We start from the raw sequence: 17,690 nt of genomic DNA on the forward strand, positions 1-17,690 counted from the left end.
AGCATTCTCTCTTGTTTGTCTTGCGCAGAAAATGTGTGCGTTAGCTGCATTCTTGACCGTTTTTCCCTGCAACGATGCCTCATTCCTGCTGTTGTGTAGCGGCATTAGTGGTAATATCTGGGCGCTTAAAAAAAATAACTGAATTTAGCCTGTAACTGGCAGGCTTATGTGGTGGAGCAAGTGAGCGGAATACTGACGCGCTGGCGACAATTTGGCAGACGATACTTCTGGCCGCATCTCTTATTGGGGATGGTCGCGGCGAGTCTCGGCTTGCCTGCGCTCAGCAACAGTGCCGAAGCGGCGACGCCAGCGAAAACCTCCACAACCAAACACGATCTCAACACGCGGGTTAACTTTACTAACCTCGCGTGGCTTGAAGCCAGTCGTCGCCCGAATTTCTCCGTTGATTACTGGCACCAGCACGCTATCCGCACGGTCATTCGTCATCTGTCATTTGCGATGGCGCCGCAGACAATGCCTGTTGCCGAAGAGACGTTGCCGGTACAGGCACAGCACCTTGCCCTGCTGGATACGCTCAACGCGTTGCTCACGCAGGACGGCCAGCCGCCGGTTATGGTTCGCCAGACGGCGCAAACTGTGCTCACTCCGCCAGTCTCATTCTCTGTATCAACCTGGATTAGCCAGGCCCATGGCATCCGCGCCGGGCCGCAACGCCTCAGCTAAATTAACTTTTTCAATACCTTAATTTATCTGCCCACGATGGGGCGTTTGAGAATTTATTATGCTAATCAAATTATTAACTAAAGTTTTTGGTAGTCGTAACGATCGTACACTGCGCCGTATGCGCAAAGCTGTCGCTGTCATCAACGGTATGGAACCGGCGATGGAGAAGCTCTCCGATAACGAGCTGAAAGCAAAAACCGTGGAATTCCGCGCGCGTCTGGAAAAAGGGGAAACCTTAGAAAGCCTGATCCCGGAAGCCTTCGCCGTAGTGCGTGAAGCGAGTAAACGTGTGTTTGGCATGCGTCACTTCGACGTTCAGCTGCTGGGGGGTATGGTGCTTAACGAGCGCTGCATCGCGGAAATGCGTACTGGTGAAGGTAAAACCCTGACCGCAACGCTGCCGGCTTACCTGAACGCGCTGACCGGTAAAGGCGTTCACGTGGTTACCGTCAACGACTATCTGGCCCAGCGTGACGCCGAAAACAACCGTCCACTGTTCGAATTCCTCGGCATGACGGTCGGCATCAACATGTCCGGCCTGCCTGCGCCAGCCAAGCGTGAAGCGTATAACGCGGACATCACCTACGGCACCAACAACGAATACGGCTTCGACTACCTGCGTGACAACATGGCCTTCAGCCCTGAAGAGCGCGTCCAGCGTAAACTGCACTACGCGCTGGTGGATGAGGTGGACTCCATCCTGATCGATGAAGCGCGTACCCCGCTGATCATCTCCGGCCCTGCCGAAGACAGCTCTGAGATGTACCGCAAAGTCGACAAAATCATTCCGCACCTGCTGCGTCAGGAGAAAGAAGACTCCGACACCTTCCAGGGTGAAGGTCACTTCTCCGTTGATGAAAAAGCGCGCCAGGTGAACCTGACCGAGCGCGGTCTGGTGAAAATTGAAGAGCTGCTGGTCGCTGAAGGCATTATGGAAGAGGGGGAGTCCCTGTACTCTCCGAGCAACATCATGCTGATGCACCACGTAACGGCTGCACTGCGCGCCCACGCGCTGTTCACCCGTGACGTCGACTACATTGTGAAAGACGGCGAAGTCATCATCGTCGATGAACACACCGGCCGTACCATGCAGGGACGTCGCTGGTCTGACGGTCTGCACCAGGCTGTGGAAGCCAAAGAAGGTGTGGATATTCAGAATGAAAACCAGACCCTGGCGTCCATCACCTTCCAGAACTACTTCCGTCTGTACGAGAAGCTGGCGGGCATGACCGGTACTGCTGATACCGAAGCGTTTGAATTCAGCTCCATCTACAAGCTGGATACCGTTGTCGTTCCAACCAACCGTCCAATGATCCGTAAGGATATGCCGGACCTGGTGTACATGACCGAAGCGGAAAAAATTCAGGCAATCATCGAAGATATTCGCGACCGTACTGCCAATGGGCAGCCGGTTCTGGTGGGGACCATCTCCATCGAGAAATCCGAAGTGGTTTCCAATGAGCTGACGAAAGCAGGCATTAAACACAACGTTCTGAACGCCAAGTTCCATGCTAAAGAAGCGGATATCGTTGCTCAGGCGGGTTATCCGGCTGCCGTGACCATCGCTACCAACATGGCGGGTCGTGGTACCGATATTATGCTGGGCGGTAGCTGGCAGGCTGAGGTTGCTGAGCTGGAAAACCCAACGCCAGAACAGATTGCACAAATCAAAGCAGACTGGCAGGTACGTCACGACGCGGTTCTGGCTTCCGGTGGTTTACACATTATTGGTACCGAGCGTCACGAATCTCGTCGTATCGACAACCAGCTGCGTGGCCGTGCGGGCCGTCAGGGGGATGCCGGTTCTTCTCGCTTCTACCTGTCTATGGAAGATGCGCTGATGCGTATTTTCGCCTCCGACCGCGTGTCCGGCATGATGCGTAAACTGGGCATGAAACCAGGCGAAGCCATCGAGCACCCGTGGGTCACTAAAGCGATTGCCAACGCGCAGCGTAAAGTGGAAAGCCGCAACTTTGATATTCGTAAGCAGCTGCTGGAGTATGATGACGTTGCGAACGATCAGCGTCGTGCGATCTACACCCAGCGTAACGAACTGCTGGACGTGTCCGACGTGAGCGAAACCATCAACAGCATTCGTGAAGATGTGTTCAAAGCGACCATTGACGGGCATATTCCACCGCAGTCTCTGGAAGAGATGTGGGATATCGAAGGCCTGCAGGAACGTCTGAAGAACGACTTTGACCTCGATCTGCCTATCAAAGAGTGGCTGGACAAAGAGCCTGAGCTGCACGAAGAGACGCTGCGCGAACGTATCTTTGAAACCGCGCTGGACGTTTATAAGCGTAAGGAAGAAGTGGTTGGCGCTGAGATGATGCGTCACTTCGAAAAAGGTGTGATGCTGCAGACGCTGGACTCCCTGTGGAAAGAGCACCTGGCGGCAATGGACTACCTGCGTCAGGGTATTCACCTGCGTGGCTATGCGCAGAAAGATCCGAAGCAGGAGTACAAGCGTGAATCCTTCTCCATGTTTGCGTCTATGCTGGAGTCGCTGAAGTATGAAGTGATCAGCACCCTGAGCAAAGTTCAGGTACGTATGCCGGAAGAAGTGGAAGCGATGGAACAACAGCGTCGTGAAGAAGCTGAGCGTCTGGTGCAGATGCAACAGCTGAGCCACCAGACTGACGAGAGCGAAGCTGCAGCGGCGATCGCCGCGCAGACTGGCGATCGTAAAGTGGGTCGTAACGATCCGTGCCCGTGTGGTTCCGGTAAAAAATATAAGGCCTGCCACGGCCGTCTGAGCTAAGTTCATAAGACAATGAAAAGGCGCAGATATCTGCGCCTTTTTTATGGAAGTGACAATATGAAAATACTGCAAATTGCCGTCGGGATTATTCGCAACCCGCAAAACCAGATCTTCATTACCCAGCGCGCTGCCGATGCCCATATGGCGAACAAATGGGAGTTTCCCGGTGGAAAAATCGAATCAGGGGAGACGCCGGAAGAGGCGCTGGTGCGTGAGCTTCAGGAAGAGGTAGGGATTACGCCAGTTGGCGCAACGCTGTTCGATAAGCTCGAATACCAGTTTCCGGACAGGCACATCACGCTTTGGTTCTGGCTGGTCGAAAACTGGGAAGGCGACCCCTGGGGAAAAGAGGGGCAACCCGGTAACTGGGTGGAGCTTCAGGCCAGTGATGCCGATAAATTCCCACCGGCAAATGCGCCCGTCATATCCCGACTGACGGACGACCTGTAGGCCTGCTAAGCGAAGCGCCAGCAGGCTTTAAAGCTATTGCTGCTCTTCACTCCAGTCATCGCTGTCCGAGAGATCGCCTTTGCTCGGAATGCGTTTCTCTTCCGCCGCCCATTCTCCAAGGTCAATTAACTGACAGCGCTTGCAGCAGAATGGACGGAACGGACTCATTTCGCCCCATACAACGGTTTTTCCGCAGGTGGGGCAGTTTACGGTGGTCACTTCAGACATCGGCACTCCTTAACAACAGGCCAGTTCAAAATCGAGGCGTTCCGGCACGGTGCCATTCTCGCTGTCCAGAGGCATAAAGCGGATCGCAAAACGACTCTTATGCCCGGAAATCTGTGGGTAAAGCTGCTCGCCGAGCGATAAATTCAGACGCAGAAGATCGGCATCATCGCCGTTATCCTGATAGAAACCGTTCAGGCTGGTTTGCTTGCGGAACGGCGCCGAGTTACGGATGAGGTCGAGAATTAGCGACAGCGTCTGGTGCATGGGGGCGAGACTTTCCAGCCAGCTGTTCACCTGCGCATCACGCTGTGCCTGCGGCATATGCAGCCACATATGCAGCGTTGGCAGGTCGAAACTACAGCAGCCACCAGGAATACTCAGGCGCTGGCGCACCAGGCCGATCAGGCGATCTTCTCGCAAAAATTGCCCGACACGAGGTGCGGCCATCAGCGTACTGCTGCTGTTTTTAAGCTGCTGACGAAGTGAATCAATGCGGCTCTGATCCACGCCCGGCACTTCGGCCCAGGCCTGTAATTTACGCTGCTGGCGCTCCAGTTCTTTCAGAAGCTCTGTGCGGACGTCGCCCCGCTCAATGACATCCAGCAGATCCCCCACGTTGCGGAAGAAGTGCAACGCAGTGGCATGATCGCTGACGGGCAAATGTTGTGAAAGTTGTTGAATCAGAAATTCGATACGCAGCCAGGTACGCATTTTTTCGTTGAGCGGATGCTCAAAAAGGATGTGGGTCGACATTATGGTTTTTCCTGTGCAACGGCCTGCGCGGCGAACGCCAAATACTGCGCATGCAGGCGGGCAACATCCGATGCAATGGCATCTGGTGCGCCGTTATTATCAATAACATCATCCGCAACGGCAAGGCGCTGAGCGCGCGTGGCCTGAGCGGCAAGAATTTGTTCAGCCTGTTCGCGCGAGACACGATCGCGCGTCACGGTGCGCTGGATTTGCGTTTCAGGCGAGACATCAATGACCAGCACCCGATCGGCTTTATTGTGCAGCTGATTCTCTACCAGCAGCGGAACCACCCACAGAACATACGGCGAGCGGGCTGCGGCAATTTGACGCTGAGTTTCCTGGTGGATAATGGGGTGGAGCAGGGCATTAAGCCAGAGTTTTTCCGCAGAATCGGAAAAAATGCATTCGCGTAGCTTGCGGCGATTTAGCGTGCCATCTGCACTGATAATTGCCGGACCAAAATGGTTTTCGATGGCTTTTAGCGCGGGTGTATTGGGCTCTACCACCTGACGGGCAATGATATCGGCATCAATAATCGTGATACCCAGACGAGAAAATGCGTCCGCAACGGTACTTTTGCCACTACCGATGCCGCCGGTTAATGCGACGATATACCCCATTAAATCAAATCCTGGGAATTATTCATTATTAAAATCAGTTGGTTAAATTTCAAACGTGCTTCAGCCACTGTTTAGCCCTGTTTACCGGCTTTTTACCAGGTAAATTTATAGGATTGTAGCTTAAAAAAAGAGAATTTCGCAGTCTTGCGGAGCAGGTATTAGTGCGTATGATAGCGTCACTGGAGTTGTGCTTTTAACATATTTGCCTCTAACCCCAGGAATCCGCACATGCGTATCGAAGAAGATCTGAAGTTAGGTTTCAAAGACGTTCTTATCCGCCCTAAACGCTCTACACTGAAAAGTCGCTCAGACGTTGAACTCGAACGTCACTTCACCTTTAAACATTCCGGTCAGACCTGGTCTGGCGTGCCGATTATTGCCGCCAATATGGATACGGTGGGCACCTTCGGGATGGCAACCGCCCTGGCGCAGTTCGATATTCTCACCGCAGTGCACAAACACTACAGCCTGGAAGAGTGGAATGCGTTTGTTGCATCCGCCTCTGCGGATGTGGTGAAGCATGTGATGGTCTCCACCGGCACCTCTGATGCCGATTTCGAGAAGACCAAACAGATCCTGAATGCGAACCCGGCGCTCAATTTTGTGTGTATTGATGTGGCGAACGGTTACTCCGAGCATTTCGTGCAGTTCGTCAGCAAGGCGCGTGAGGCCTGGCCAACGAAAACCATCATCGCGGGCAACGTGGTGACCGGTGAAATGTGTGAAGAGCTGATCCTCTCCGGTGCCGACATCGTGAAAGTGGGCATTGGCCCGGGCTCCGTATGCACCACGCGCGTCAAAACCGGCGTTGGGTATCCGCAGCTGTCCGCCGTTATCGAATGTGCCGATGCGGCGCATGGCCTGGGCGGCCAGATCATCAGTGACGGCGGTTGCACCATGCCGGGCGATGTGGCGAAGGCGTTTGGCGGCGGCGCAGACTTCGTGATGCTCGGCGGTATGCTGGCCGGTCATGAAGAGAGCGGCGGCACCGTGGTGGAAGAAAACGGTGAGAAATTCATGCTGTTCTACGGTATGAGCTCTGAGTCTGCAATGACCCGTCACGTTGGTGGTGTGGCAAAATACCGTGCGGCAGAAGGCAAAACCGTGAAGCTGCCTCTGCGTGGCCCGGTTGAAAACACCGCGCGCGACATCCTGGGCGGCCTGCGCTCAGCCTGTACCTACGTGGGTGCCTCCCGTCTGAAAGAGCTGACGAAACGTACGACGTTTATTCGCGTTCAGGAGCAGGAAAACCGCGTTTTCAATAGCCTGTAATGGCTTTCGCTGGCGCATGTCCGTGCGCCAGCTATTGGCTATCCCGCGCTCATCGCATCCCCCAAATGGAAAATGGGCAAATACATTGCCACCACTAGCGTGCCGATGATGACCCCCGTGACAACCAGTAGTAACGGCTCCAGGAGTGCTGCCAGATTGTCGGCCAACTGAAAAGTTTGCTCCGTATGATGACGAGCAAGGTTTGCCAGCATGATGTCCAGTGAACCTGACATTTCGCCCGTTCGTAAAAGCTGAATACAGAGCGGGGTAAACATTGCCGCTTTCTGAAAGGATGACCAGACGGGAAGCCCTTTTTCAATATCTTCGCGTATTCTGCGAAGGATCCCTTGCCAGTAGCGGCTTTCGACGGTCTCTTCTGCGCTCTCAAGCCCCTGTAAAAAGGCAATGCCTGCCTGCTGCGTGAGCGACAGTACGGTGAAGATCTGCCCCAGCTTTTGCCCTTTCGCCAGCGCCCCCATTACAGGTAGATGCAGAAGAAATCGCTGCCAGCGAGGCGTGTGACGCAGAGTCCAGGCTGCGGTTAACGGAACAAGCAGCACCGCGAACAGTGCGAGAGCGTAGGACTGCATAAACGCGGATATACCCATCACCATCCGCGTCAGCGCCGGAAGGGGAGTGTTAAACGTTTTGTAGATTGCGGCGAACTCGGGCAACACCAGGGTGACCATGGCGAGTACGACGAGTACCGCCAGCGTCAGGATGATCGCCGGGTAGCGCAGCGCTTTTTTCACTTTCTGACCGAGCTGCTGCTGCGCTTTTTGTTGCTGGGCGAGCTGGCGACAGCACTCTTCCAGCTTCCCTGTCAGCTCACCCGTTTTTACCATTGAGATATGCAATGGGGTAAAGACCGTGGGCCACCGCCTGAGCGCCTCAGAAAAAGGGCACCCTTCACTGAGTTCATCGGCAACGCTTTGCAGCAGTGCCCGCCACGGTTCTGATGGATGCTGGTCAGCCAGCATTTGCAGGCTATGCGCAAGCGTTAGTCCGGCCTGCAGCAGCGTGGCGAGCTGGCGAAACATCTCGTAGCAGTGATGAGGACGCCAGCGGTGTCTCTGAGGGCATCGGGAGAGGGCCAGAGGATGCAGGTCGTTCCGCATTAGTCTGGTGAAGGCCGCGTTGCGGTCTGTGGCCCAGAGTGTCCCGCTTCGGGGTTCTCCTTCTGTGGAGAGGGCTCGCCAGCGCCAGAGGTGATTAGTGGCCATCGGGCATACCCAAAACACGCAATAATTCTTCGAGCGTGGTTAGCCCTTGCTCAATGGCCATACAGCCGTGTTCAAACAGCGAGATTAACCCTGCCTGCCGGGCACTGGCTTCTATCACCTCGGTGCCTGCCCCGCTGGCAATTGCCTGACGCAGAGGGTTGTCGATTGCCAGTACTTCAAAAATCGCCACCCGGCCGTAAAAACCGTGATAGCAACGATCGCAGCCTGTGGGTTGCCAGCGGGGAAGTGGTCGCGGCCAAACCGGGCGGGGTAAGCCCGAATGCTCCCCGTTTTGCTGTCGGCAATGTGGACAAAGACGCCGAACCAGCCGTTGGGCGATCACCATAGAGAGTGCGGAAGAGATCATCCAGCGCGCGACGCCCATCTGCTCCAGGCGAATCAGGGTTTCCGTTGTCGAGTTGGTATGCAGCGTCGACAATACCAGGTGCCCGGTCTGCGCGGCATTAATAGCGATCTCTGCCGTTTCGCCATCACGAATTTCGCCAACCATAATGATATCCGGATCCTGACGCAGCAGCGCCCTTAGCACGCTCTGAAATGTCAGGCCCGCTCGCGGGTTAATCTGCGTCTGATTCAATCCCGCAAGCGGGATTTCAATGGGATCCTCTACGCTGCAGATGTTGACGTCAGGGGTGTTAAGCGCCTGTAACGCACTATAGAGGGTGACGGTTTTGCCGCTGCCTGTGGGGCCGGTAACCAGAATCAGCCCCTGAGGCTGGTGCAGTGAAGCAGTAAAACAGGCCAGCTGCTCAGCGCTCATGCCGAGTGCTTTCGGTTCAAGAGCCTGCTGAACCTGATGCAGCAGGCGCAGCACAATTTTCTCACCGCCGTTGCAGGGAAGCGTGGCGATACGAAACGAGACCGGCTCGTTTGTCAGCTCAATGGTAAACTGACCATCCTGCGGTAAGCGGCGTTCAGCAATATCCAGATTACCCAGCACTTTTAACCGGGCGCTGAGCATCGTTGCCAGCGCGGCGGAAAGCGGAGGTTGCGGGCAAAGTACGCCATCGATACGTAAGCGAATCTGGCACGCGTGCTCCATCGGTTCAATATGGATGTCGGAGGCGCGCTGGTTTATCGCCTGTTGCAGCGTGTGGTTGAGGATATCCACCGCGGAATGTGCCTGCGAAACGTTAGGCAGATGCGATTGCGCGCTTAACTGCCGATGCTTTTCCATGCGTTCAGCGCTCCAGCACTCGATATCAATCCGTTTCTGCGTTGCGAAGCGCAGGGCTTCCATCAGTTCAGGTGCGGGGCTTCCCACGACGGCAATGCTGACCATGTCACTGTCGCTGGTGAGCAGCAGAGCATGATGGCGAAGGCAAAGTGCCACGAGTTGATCGGTGTTCATTGTCCGCCCCTCAGTTATTGTCGAAGCGGAAGACGTCTTCACAGGCCTGCTTAAGCTCGCTGTCAGCACTGATGTTGCAGTCACGCGTCCAGCCTGTCATACCGTTGCCGTTATTCCACTGTGGCGTCATGGTCACCGTCAGTCCGTTGAGACTCTCCTGACCCGTCAAGGTCACGATCCCTTTTGCCACGTTCATTGCTGAGACGTAACGCGTCGTCGTCGGGGAAGGGATGCCGTTACTGCCTGCGTCACAGCTCTCCACGCCACCGTGATCGAGCGCGCAAAGCTCAATGGCAGTGCGATAGGGAATGAAGGTTTGCAGCATATCGGTGAGGGCGGCTTTACGCAGGTAGTTCTGATAGGCGGGAACGCCGATGGCGCTCAGAATCGCAATAATGCCAATGACCACCATCAGCTCAATGAGTGTGAATCCTTGTTGTCTGTCCATATCTGCTCCTTATGCAAAGTGGCGCTACTCTGGCAGCGCGAAAGGAGAGAAACGAGGGGCAAAAAAGGGAACGGGAAAGGGGCTTCAGAGAATTCATGCAGTGTTGCAGGGAAGAACAACGGATTTGCGAACAGGACTGAAATTCCCCTCTCCGGGCGGAGAGGGGAAGCGTGTTATTTGAAGCGCATGGAGAGGTCAAGGGCGCGAACGTGTTTGGTCAGCGCGCCGACGGAGATGTAGTCCACACCGGTTTCGGCGAATTCACGGATCGTGTCGAACGTGACGTTCCCGGAAACTTCAAGCTGGGCGCGGCCGTTAGTCAGTTTTACCGCCTCGCGCATCTGCTCAGTTTCGAAATTGTCGAGCATGATGATATCGGCTCCGGCCTTAACGGCCTGCTCCAGCTCTTCCAGGCTTTCGACTTCCACTTCAACAGGGACGTCCGGGTGCAGCCAGAAGGCTTTCTCAACGGCCTGGCGCACGGAACCCGACGCAATAATGTGGTTCTCTTTGATCAGGAAGGCATCGGATAAGCCCAGTCGATGGTTGGCGCCGCCCCCACAGAGCACCGCGTACTTCAGCGCAGTGCGCAGGCCTGGCAGCGTTTTGCGGGTATCCAGCAGCTGAGTGTGGGTGCCGGCCAGGAGGTCAACATAGCGACGCACTTCGCTGGCGACGCCAGAGAGCGTTTGTACAAAATTGAGCGCGGTGCGTTCGCCGGTCAGCAAGACGCGCGAGGGACCGTCCAGCTCGAACAGCGGCTGATTGGCTGTAATCGCATCACCATCTTCAACGTGCCAGGTCACCTGCACATCATCGCCCGCCAGTTGAGTAAATACCTCTTCAACCCAACGCTTGCCGCAAAAAACGCCCTCTTCACGGGTAATAATGACCGCGTGGGAACGTGTCTCTTTTGGCAATAATTGTGCGGTAATGTCTTTATCGGCATTTACGTCACCCCCAAGGTCTTCTTTTAACGCATGGGCAACGCTTGCCGGAATATCCATATTAATACGTTCCAGAAGTGCTTCACGTCGGTGGTCGGGGTTGTAGCGGCGAGGCGGCATGATAAAACTCCAAATTGGTAACGAATCATAATATTGAAACATGCTACTCTGAACCGAGTCATTGCACCATACAGAAGGAGTTCCAGCATGTTGTTAGAAAACGGATGGCTGGTGGATGCGCGGCGTGTACCCTCGCCGCACCACGATTGCCGCCCGGAGGATGAAAAGCCCACACTGCTGGTGGTTCATAATATTAGTCTCCCGCCGGGTGAATTTGGCGGCCCGTGGATCGATGCGTTATTCACGGGAACGATAGATCCCAATGCCCATCCTTTCTTCGCTGAGATTGCGCATTTGCGCGTGTCGGCTCACTGTCTGATTCGTCGTGATGGTGAGGTGGTTCAGTATGTTCCTTTTGATAAGCGCGCCTGGCATGCCGGGGTGTCGATGTATCACGGGCGCGAACGGTGCAACGATTTCTCCATTGGGATCGAGCTGGAAGGCACGGATACTACGCCCTACACCGACTCACAGTATCAACAGTTAGCGGCTGTGACCCGTACGCTTATCGGACTCTACCCGGCAATCGCCGACAACATTACCGGACACAGTGATATCGCTCCGGCGAGAAAAACCGATCCTGGCCCGGCATTTGACTGGCCCCGCTTTCGCGCCATGCTCACCGCGTCGTCAGAATAAGGAGATACCATGACGTTGTTTACCATGCTGCTGGTTATCATCGCTGAACGTCTGTTCAAGCTCGGTGAGCACTGGCATCTGGATCACCGGCTGGAGGTGTTATTCCGCCGCATCAGGCACTTTTCCATGCTGCGCACGCTGCTGATGATGGCGGGTGTGATGGTGATTACCTTCCTGCTGCTGCGCGCGCTGTACGGACTCTTTTTCAATGTGCCGCTGCTGGTGGTGTGGATCCTGCTTGGCGTGCTGTGCATTGGTGCGGGCAAGGTGCGTTTGCACTACCACGCTTATCTTAAAGCGGCCTCCCGCGATGATGCCCACGCGCGCGGTGCCATGGCGAGCGAACTGACGATGATCCACGGCGTGCCGCCGGATTGCGACGAGCGCGAGTTCCTGCGCGAGCTGCAAAATGCGCTGCTGTGGATTAACTTCCGTTACTACCTCGCGCCGCTGTTCTGGTTTGTGGTGGGCGGCCCGGTGGGACCCGTCTTGCTGATGGGGTACGCGTTCCTGCGTGCCTGGCAGACCTGGCTTGCCCGTTATCTGACGCCGCATGAACGTTTGCTCTCCGGCATTGATGCCATCCTGCATGTGCTCGACTGGCTGCCGGTGCGTCTGGTGGGTGTGGTGTATGCGCTCATTGGCCACGGTGAAAAAGCATTGCCAGCGTGGTTTGCGTCTCTGGGCGACCGACACACCTCGCAGTATCAGGTGTTAACCCGTCTGGCGCAGTTTTCCCTGGCGCGAGAGCCGCATACCGACAAGATTGAAACGCCAAAAGCGGCGGTTTCAATGGCAAAGAAAACGTCGTTTGTGGTGGTGGTGGTGGTGGCGCTGCTGACCATTTACGGCACGCTGGTGTAAGCCAGCGCGCCGCAAACGCTATAGCGTATCCGCAAGCGGGATGCCGAAATCAGGCATCCCGCTTTCATTCCAGCGGACAAGCTTCAGTCGGGTATGGCGATTCGGATCGTACAGCGGGTCGCCCTCAATTTCGGTGTAATTCCGCGCGTGATACACCAGCACATCTTCCCCTTCCGGCGTTTGCGTAAAGCTGTTGTGACCCGGGCCGTACTGACGATTTTCGTAGCTGGTAACGAACACCGGACGCGCAGATTTGTGCCAGTTCGCCGGCTGTCGCGGATCGGCATTCAGGTCTATCCACAATAACCCCATGCAGTAGTTCTCATCGGTGGCGCTAGCGGAGTAGCTGATAAACAGCTTGTCGCCGTGAACCAGCACCGCCGGACCTTCATTAACCAGAAATCCGCGGCATTCCCAGTCATATTCAGGTTTACTGAGCATCACCGGCTCGCCTTTCAGCGTCCACGGATTTTCCATTTCACACAGATAAAGGTTGGAGTTTCCGGCGATATCCGGCGCTTTTTGCGCCCACAGATACCAGCGTTTCCCCTGATGGACAAAGGTGGTGGCATCGAGGGCGAAAGTGTCGAATGGCGTTTTTATTTGCCCCTTCTCGACCCACGTACCGGCGAGCGGATCGCTGTCGGTACACTCCAGCGCAAACATTCGGTGCTGGAACATGCCGAGGCTATCAAGCGCCTGGGTGTGCGTCGCGGCAAAATAGATGTACCACTTCCCGTCGATGTGATGCAGTTCTGGGGCCCAAATCAACTGGCTCATTGGACCGGTGTCGGGTTTGCGCCAGACCACTATCTCTTCGGCGCTGCGCAAGCCCTCCAGCGAGTCAGCACGGCGGATAGCCAGCCTGTCGTACTCCGGCACGGAGGCAATAAAATAGTATTGCCCCTCATGATGTAAAATGTACGGGTCGGCGCGTTGTTCAATAAACGGGTTTGGCCAGGTTTGCATGCAACTTTCCTTATTTTGTCTCTGCGGCTTTGAGTTCCTGATAAGCGTTCAGCTCGCGGTAGTTGGCGCGGCGCTTTTCCAGATCGGACTGGATCATCTTCATGGTTTCGCGGTCCACTTTCAGCAGGCGTACAACGCCCGCGGTAATTAAGTATCCAACGCCAGGAATAACGGTAAACAGCAGTACGATACCGTTAATGGCCTCCGCGCTTTGCGCTTTTGCGCCTGCGTCGTAACCGTACCAGGAGAGCAGAAAACCGACCATTGCCCCGGCAATCGCCAGACCCAGCTTCAGGAAGAAAATGTTGCCGGAGAAGCTGATCCCGGTGATGCGTTTCCCGGTTTTCCACTCGCCGTAGTCATCCACGTCAGCCATCAGCGACCAGTGCAGCGGAGACGGGATCTGGTGCAGGATGTTCAGCAGAACGTAGAGCACCACGATGGTGACGGTGGCTTTCGGGTCGAAGAAATAGAAGGCGCAGGAAAATATCGCCAGCACGATATTGGTCCAGAAGAAGACCTTCAGTTTACACCAGCGGTCGGTCAGCACTTTTGCCAGCACGCTGCCAAGCATCATGCCGATAACCCCCAGGCTGATAAATATGGTGGCGAAGTGGGTGCTCTGGCCCATCACCCAGGTGACGTAATACATGGTTGCCGCCATGCGGATAAAGCCCGGGCAGACGTTGCACAGGGTCAGGAGCAAAATTCGCACCCACTGGTCGTTTTTCCACACGTCTTTCAGGTCATTTTTCAGCTCGTCGTGGGTCTGCACCGCCGGGCGCACGCGCTCGCGCACGGTGGCGAAGCAGAACAGGAACATGCAGGTGCCAATCAGCGCCAGTACGGTCATTGCCATCTGGTAGCCTTTGGCTTTGTTATCCCCGCCAAACCAGTCGGCCATCGGCAGCAGCGTCAATGACAGCAGCAACGTGGCGATGCCGACCAGCACGAAGCGGTAGGACTGGCAGGCCACACGCTCTTTCGGATCGTTGGTGATCACCCCTCCTAACGAGCAGTAAGGGATGTTGATGGCCGTATAGGTTAATGAGAGCAGGAAGTAGGTGACAAACGCATAGATAACTTTGCTGTTATAGCTCCACTCCGGTGTGGTGAACATCAGAATACTGAACAGCGCGTAGGGGAAGGCAATCCACAGCAGCCATGGACGAAAACGGCCATATTTACTGCGGGTGCGGTCGGCAATTGCCCCCATGATAGGGTCGGTGACGGCGTCAATCACACGGACCGACAGCAGTAAGACCCCCACCAGCGCAGGCGCGAGGCCAAATATGTCGGTATAAAAATAGTTAACAAACAGCATGATGGCGCCAAAGATGATGTTGCAACCTGCATCGCCCATCCCATAGCCGATCTTTTCTTTTACTGACAGTTTAGCGTTATCCATAGACTGCTCTCCGGGTTTCGGTATGGAGAGAATTATTTGCTGGCAAACGAATATATGCGTTGCAGTATCAGGGCGGTGATATGGATAAAAACGCTGTAGGGATGAAAGTGTGAGGGAGGTAACAACGCGCGGTACCCGCAAAAGCAGGTACCGCGGAGGAGGCTTAGTGGGCCTTCATGGCCTTGCGGCTTTTCTGGCTGAAGAGATAGCCAACGCCCAGCACGGCAATCCAGACCGGGATCAGGTAGACGGAGATTGCCATACCCGGCGTGATCAGCATGATCACCAGCACGGCCGCCATAAACAGCAGGCAGATCCAGTTACCCAGCGGATAGAGCAGGGCAGGGAAGCGCGTCGTCACGCCCTGCTGCTGTTTCGCGCGGCGGAACTTGATGTGCGCCAGGCTGATCATCGCCCAGTTGATGACCAGTGCAGAGACCACCAGCGCCATTAGCAGGCCAAATGCGGATTCCGGCGCCATGTAGTTAATCAGCACGCACAGCGCCGTCACGATGGCTGAAACAATGATGGTGTTGACCGGCACGCCGCGTTTATCAACGTTGAGCAGCATCTTCGGCGCATTGCCCTGCTGGGCCAGGCCGAACAGCATACGGCTGTTGCAGTATACGCAGCTGTTGTACACGGAAAGCGCCGCGGTCAGCACCACGACATTGAGCGCGTTCGCCACGACGGTATCACCCAGTTCGTGGAAAATCAGCACAAACGGACTGGTGTCGGCAGTGACGCGCGTCCATGGCAGCAGGGAGAGCAGGACCGCCAGCGAGCCCACATAGAAGATCAGAATTCGGTAGATAACCTGATTCGTCGCTTTCGGGATGCTCTGCTCAGGATTGTCGGCTTCTGCGGCGGTGATACCCACCAGTTCCAGACCGCCGAAAGAGAACATAATGATGGCCATCATCATCACCAGACCAGTCATGCCGTGAGGCAGGAAGCCGCCCTGTTCCCAGAGGTTACGCACGGTTGCCTGTGGGCCACCGTTGCCGCTGAACAGCAGCCAGCCGCCAAAGATAATCATCGCCACGACGGCGATCACTTTGATGATGGCAAACCAGAACTCCATCTCACCGAACACTTTTACGTTGGTGAGGTTAATGGCGTTGATAATGACGAAGAAAGCTGCAGCAGAAACCCAGGTTGGGATGTCGGGATACCAGAACTGAATATACTTCCCGACGGCAGTCAGCTCGGCCATGGCAACCAGAACGTACAGTACCCAGTAGTTCCAGCCGGAGGCGAAACCGGCAAAGCTGCCCCAGTACTTATAGGCAAAGTGGCTAAAGGAGCCAGCGACCGGCTCCTCGACAACCATTTCACCTAACTGGCGCATGATCAGAAAAGCAATGAAACCCGCAATCGCGTAACCCAAAATAATGCCCGGACCGGCAGACTGGATTACGGATGCGCTGCCCAGAAACAGGCCGGTACCAATAGCACCGCCCAGTGCGATGAGCTGAATATGGCGGTTTTTTAGCCCGCGCTTTAGCTGATCGCCGTGCTGTTGAGCTTCCATTTGAAACCTCGTGTGTGGTTGTTATGTCACGCTGTGCGTGTGTAATTATGAAAATCCATATTCTGTATTTATTTCTTTACGGTTAAACGAACCGAAAAAAGCGGAGATGACTTCCGTAAGCGCCAGAATAGTGGTAAGTGCCTGTGAATGCACCTGCTTTATGAAGGGCTGATGACGAGTTGAATAAAAAGAAAGCATTTGTAAATCACTCCGCTCTCGCTTCTTACCCCAACCTATAGAATAGAAATGCGCCTTAAGTGGGCGAATTTTCATAATTTGCCTTGTTGAATCGCTTCAGATTGCAAAAACCCTCGTTTCATTATGGTTAAAACTCCCACTTTGGGAGTAATCAACTCATTTGTGCAAAGTTACATTTCTGAAACGTTATTTCTGTAAGGTTGTTAAAATGTGCAGGGTTTACTGATTTCAATCAAAACCAATATGGACAGAAGGTGAATACTTTGTTACTTTAGCGATACGAAATATAAATTGGTAAGACCAATTGACTCCGGGCAAAAAGGCGTAAGACAGGGAATATGGCCTACAGCAAAATTCGCCAACCAAAACTATCTGATGTGATTGAGCAGCAGCTGGAGTTTTTAATCCTCGAAGGGACTCTGCGCCCGGGTGAGAAACTTCCGCCAGAACGCGAACTGGCAAAACAGTTCGACGTTTCACGTCCCTCTCTGCGTGAGGCGATTCAACGCCTCGAAGCAAAGGGCTTGCTGCTTCGTCGCCAGGGCGGCGGAACCTTTGTGCAAAACAGCCTGTGGCAGAGCTTCAGCGATCCGCTGGTAGAACTTCTCTCTGACCACCCAGAATCCCAGTTTGACCTGCTTGAGACCCGTCACGCGCTGGAAGGTATTGCGGCCTATTACGCCGCCCTTCGCAGCACTGATGAAGATCGCGTGCGTATCCGCGAGCTGCATCAGGCCATTGAACGGGCACAGCAGTCCGGCGATTTAGACGCCGAGTCCAGCGCCGTCGTCCAGTATCAAATCGCCGTCACCGAAGCGGCACACAATGTGGTGCTCCTCCATCTGCTACGCTGCATGGAGCCGATGCTGGCCCAGAACGTTCGTCAGAATTTTGAATTGTTGTATGCCCGTCGGGAGATGCTCCCACTGGTAAGCAACCATCGCACCCGAATATTCGAGGCGATAATGGCCGGGGAACCGGAGCAGGCGCGCGAAGCGTCGCACCGTCACCTGGCTTTCATTGAGGAAATCTTGCTGGACCGCAGCCGTGAACAATCGCGTCGCGAACGTTCATTACGCCGCATACAGCAACGAAAGGATTAAGCGCCAGGTACTTTTAGAGCGCGGCAACTAAACGCAGAACCTGTCTTATTGTGTTCTTGCCGAAGAGCACAATGGGACAGGTTCCAGACAAATC

General features: G+C 55.0%; 18 protein-coding genes. 7 read left to right on the forward strand and 11 right to left on the reverse strand.

What is annotated here, in order from left to right:
* Window positions 1-180: 180 nt before the first annotated feature.
* From secM to mutT, 3 genes are read left to right on the forward strand one after another with little or no spacing between them, the layout of a single operon-like run.
* Window positions 181-684, forward strand: coding sequence for a secA translation cis-regulator SecM (gene secM / locus L3068_RS03475; RefSeq protein WP_181969307.1), 504 nt, complete (start codon window positions 181-183; stop codon window positions 682-684).
* A 58-nt stretch (window positions 685-742) separates the two neighbouring features.
* Window positions 743-3,448 carry a preprotein translocase subunit SecA gene (gene secA / locus L3068_RS03480; protein ID WP_236904777.1) on the forward strand — a complete coding sequence of 902 codons (2,706 nt, stop codon included), beginning with the start codon at window positions 743-745 and terminating at the stop codon, window positions 3,446-3,448.
* 57 nt (window positions 3,449-3,505) lie between these two features.
* Complete coding sequence (gene mutT / locus L3068_RS03485; protein ID WP_014882551.1) at window positions 3,506-3,898, forward strand: 8-oxo-dGTP diphosphatase MutT; 393 nt, start codon at window positions 3,506-3,508, stop codon at window positions 3,896-3,898.
* A gap of 33 nt (window positions 3,899-3,931) precedes the next feature.
* Here mutT and yacG read toward each other — a convergent pair whose 3' ends face one another.
* From yacG to coaE, 3 genes are read right to left on the reverse strand one after another with little or no spacing between them, the layout of a single operon-like run.
* The gene (gene yacG, locus L3068_RS03490) at window positions 3,932-4,126 is read right to left on the reverse strand and encodes a DNA gyrase inhibitor YacG (RefSeq protein ID WP_014882552.1); all 195 of its coding nucleotides are present in this window, start codon (window positions 4,124-4,126) and stop codon (window positions 3,932-3,934) included.
* A 9-nt stretch (window positions 4,127-4,135) separates the two neighbouring features.
* Window positions 4,136-4,879: a cell division protein ZapD gene (gene zapD, locus L3068_RS03495; RefSeq protein ID WP_014882553.1), complete on the reverse strand. Its 744-nt coding sequence runs from the start codon at window positions 4,877-4,879 to the stop codon at window positions 4,136-4,138.
* Window positions 4,879-5,499, reverse strand: a complete 621-nt coding sequence (gene coaE, locus L3068_RS03500) for a dephospho-CoA kinase (protein WP_023332085.1) — start codon at window positions 5,497-5,499, stop codon at window positions 4,879-4,881. The genes zapD and coaE overlap by 1 nt, the downstream gene beginning before the upstream one ends.
* Window positions 5,500-5,727: 228 nt before the next feature.
* Between coaE and L3068_RS03505 the strand changes: the two genes are divergently transcribed.
* Window positions 5,728-6,771 (forward strand): GMP reductase, encoded by a 1,044-nt coding sequence (locus L3068_RS03505; RefSeq protein WP_117580911.1) that lies wholly within the window; start codon window positions 5,728-5,730, stop codon window positions 6,769-6,771.
* 38 nt (window positions 6,772-6,809) lie between these two features.
* Here L3068_RS03505 and hofC read toward each other — a convergent pair whose 3' ends face one another.
* The 4 genes from hofC to nadC form a co-directional block, all read right to left on the reverse strand.
* Window positions 6,810-7,994 (reverse strand): protein transport protein HofC, encoded by a 1,185-nt coding sequence (gene hofC, locus L3068_RS03510; RefSeq protein WP_063614430.1) that lies wholly within the window; start codon window positions 7,992-7,994, stop codon window positions 6,810-6,812.
* Window positions 7,984-9,366: a type II secretion system protein GspE gene (gene gspE, locus L3068_RS03515; protein WP_045281047.1), complete on the reverse strand. Its 1,383-nt coding sequence runs from the start codon at window positions 9,364-9,366 to the stop codon at window positions 7,984-7,986. Before gspE ends, hofC begins: the two co-directional genes overlap by 11 nt.
* A 10-nt stretch (window positions 9,367-9,376) precedes the next feature.
* Window positions 9,377-9,814, reverse strand: coding sequence for a prepilin peptidase-dependent pilin (gene ppdD, locus L3068_RS03520; RefSeq protein WP_014882558.1), 438 nt, complete (start codon window positions 9,812-9,814; stop codon window positions 9,377-9,379).
* A gap of 173 nt (window positions 9,815-9,987) precedes the next feature.
* The gene (gene nadC / locus L3068_RS03525; RefSeq protein ID WP_014882559.1) at window positions 9,988-10,881 is read right to left on the reverse strand and encodes a carboxylating nicotinate-nucleotide diphosphorylase; all 894 of its coding nucleotides are present in this window, start codon (window positions 10,879-10,881) and stop codon (window positions 9,988-9,990) included.
* An 87-nt stretch (window positions 10,882-10,968) separates the two neighbouring features.
* Between nadC and ampD the strand changes: the two genes are divergently transcribed.
* Both ampD and ampE read left to right on the forward strand, forming a co-directional pair.
* Window positions 10,969-11,520 (forward strand): 1,6-anhydro-N-acetylmuramyl-L-alanine amidase AmpD, encoded by a 552-nt coding sequence (gene ampD, locus L3068_RS03530; protein ID WP_023332089.1) that lies wholly within the window; start codon window positions 10,969-10,971, stop codon window positions 11,518-11,520.
* Window positions 11,521-11,529: 9 nt separating this feature from the next.
* Window positions 11,530-12,384 (forward strand): beta-lactamase regulator AmpE, encoded by an 855-nt coding sequence (gene ampE / locus L3068_RS03535; protein WP_023332090.1) that lies wholly within the window; start codon window positions 11,530-11,532, stop codon window positions 12,382-12,384.
* Between the two features lie 18 nt (window positions 12,385-12,402).
* Here ampE and L3068_RS03540 read toward each other — a convergent pair whose 3' ends face one another.
* From L3068_RS03540 to L3068_RS03555, 4 genes are all read right to left on the reverse strand, one after another.
* Entirely contained in the window at window positions 12,403-13,353 is a 951-nt protein-coding gene (locus L3068_RS03540) for a glycoside hydrolase family 43 protein (protein ID WP_117580913.1), read from the reverse strand.
* Between the two features lie 10 nt (window positions 13,354-13,363).
* Window positions 13,364-14,761: a glycoside-pentoside-hexuronide (GPH):cation symporter gene (locus L3068_RS03545; protein WP_117580915.1), complete on the reverse strand. Its 1,398-nt coding sequence runs from the start codon at window positions 14,759-14,761 to the stop codon at window positions 13,364-13,366.
* 163 nt (window positions 14,762-14,924) lie between these two features.
* Window positions 14,925-16,295, reverse strand: a complete 1,371-nt coding sequence (aroP, locus tag L3068_RS03550; protein WP_014882564.1) for an aromatic amino acid transporter AroP — start codon at window positions 16,293-16,295, stop codon at window positions 14,925-14,927.
* Window positions 16,296-16,340: 45 nt separating this feature from the next.
* Window positions 16,341-16,568, reverse strand: a complete 228-nt coding sequence (locus L3068_RS03555) for a hypothetical protein (RefSeq protein ID WP_078309342.1) — start codon at window positions 16,566-16,568, stop codon at window positions 16,341-16,343.
* A 263-nt stretch (window positions 16,569-16,831) separates the two neighbouring features.
* Between L3068_RS03555 and pdhR the strand changes: the two genes are divergently transcribed.
* Window positions 16,832-17,596 carry a pyruvate dehydrogenase complex transcriptional repressor PdhR gene (pdhR, locus tag L3068_RS03560; protein ID WP_014882565.1) on the forward strand — a complete coding sequence of 255 codons (765 nt, stop codon included), beginning with the start codon at window positions 16,832-16,834 and terminating at the stop codon, window positions 17,594-17,596.
* Window positions 17,597-17,690: the final 94 nt, after the last annotated feature.

This window comes from Enterobacter cloacae complex sp. ECL414 (genome assembly GCF_021869685.1).
In the GTDB taxonomy this organism is placed as follows: Bacteria; Pseudomonadota; Gammaproteobacteria; order Enterobacterales; family Enterobacteriaceae; genus Enterobacter; species Enterobacter kobei.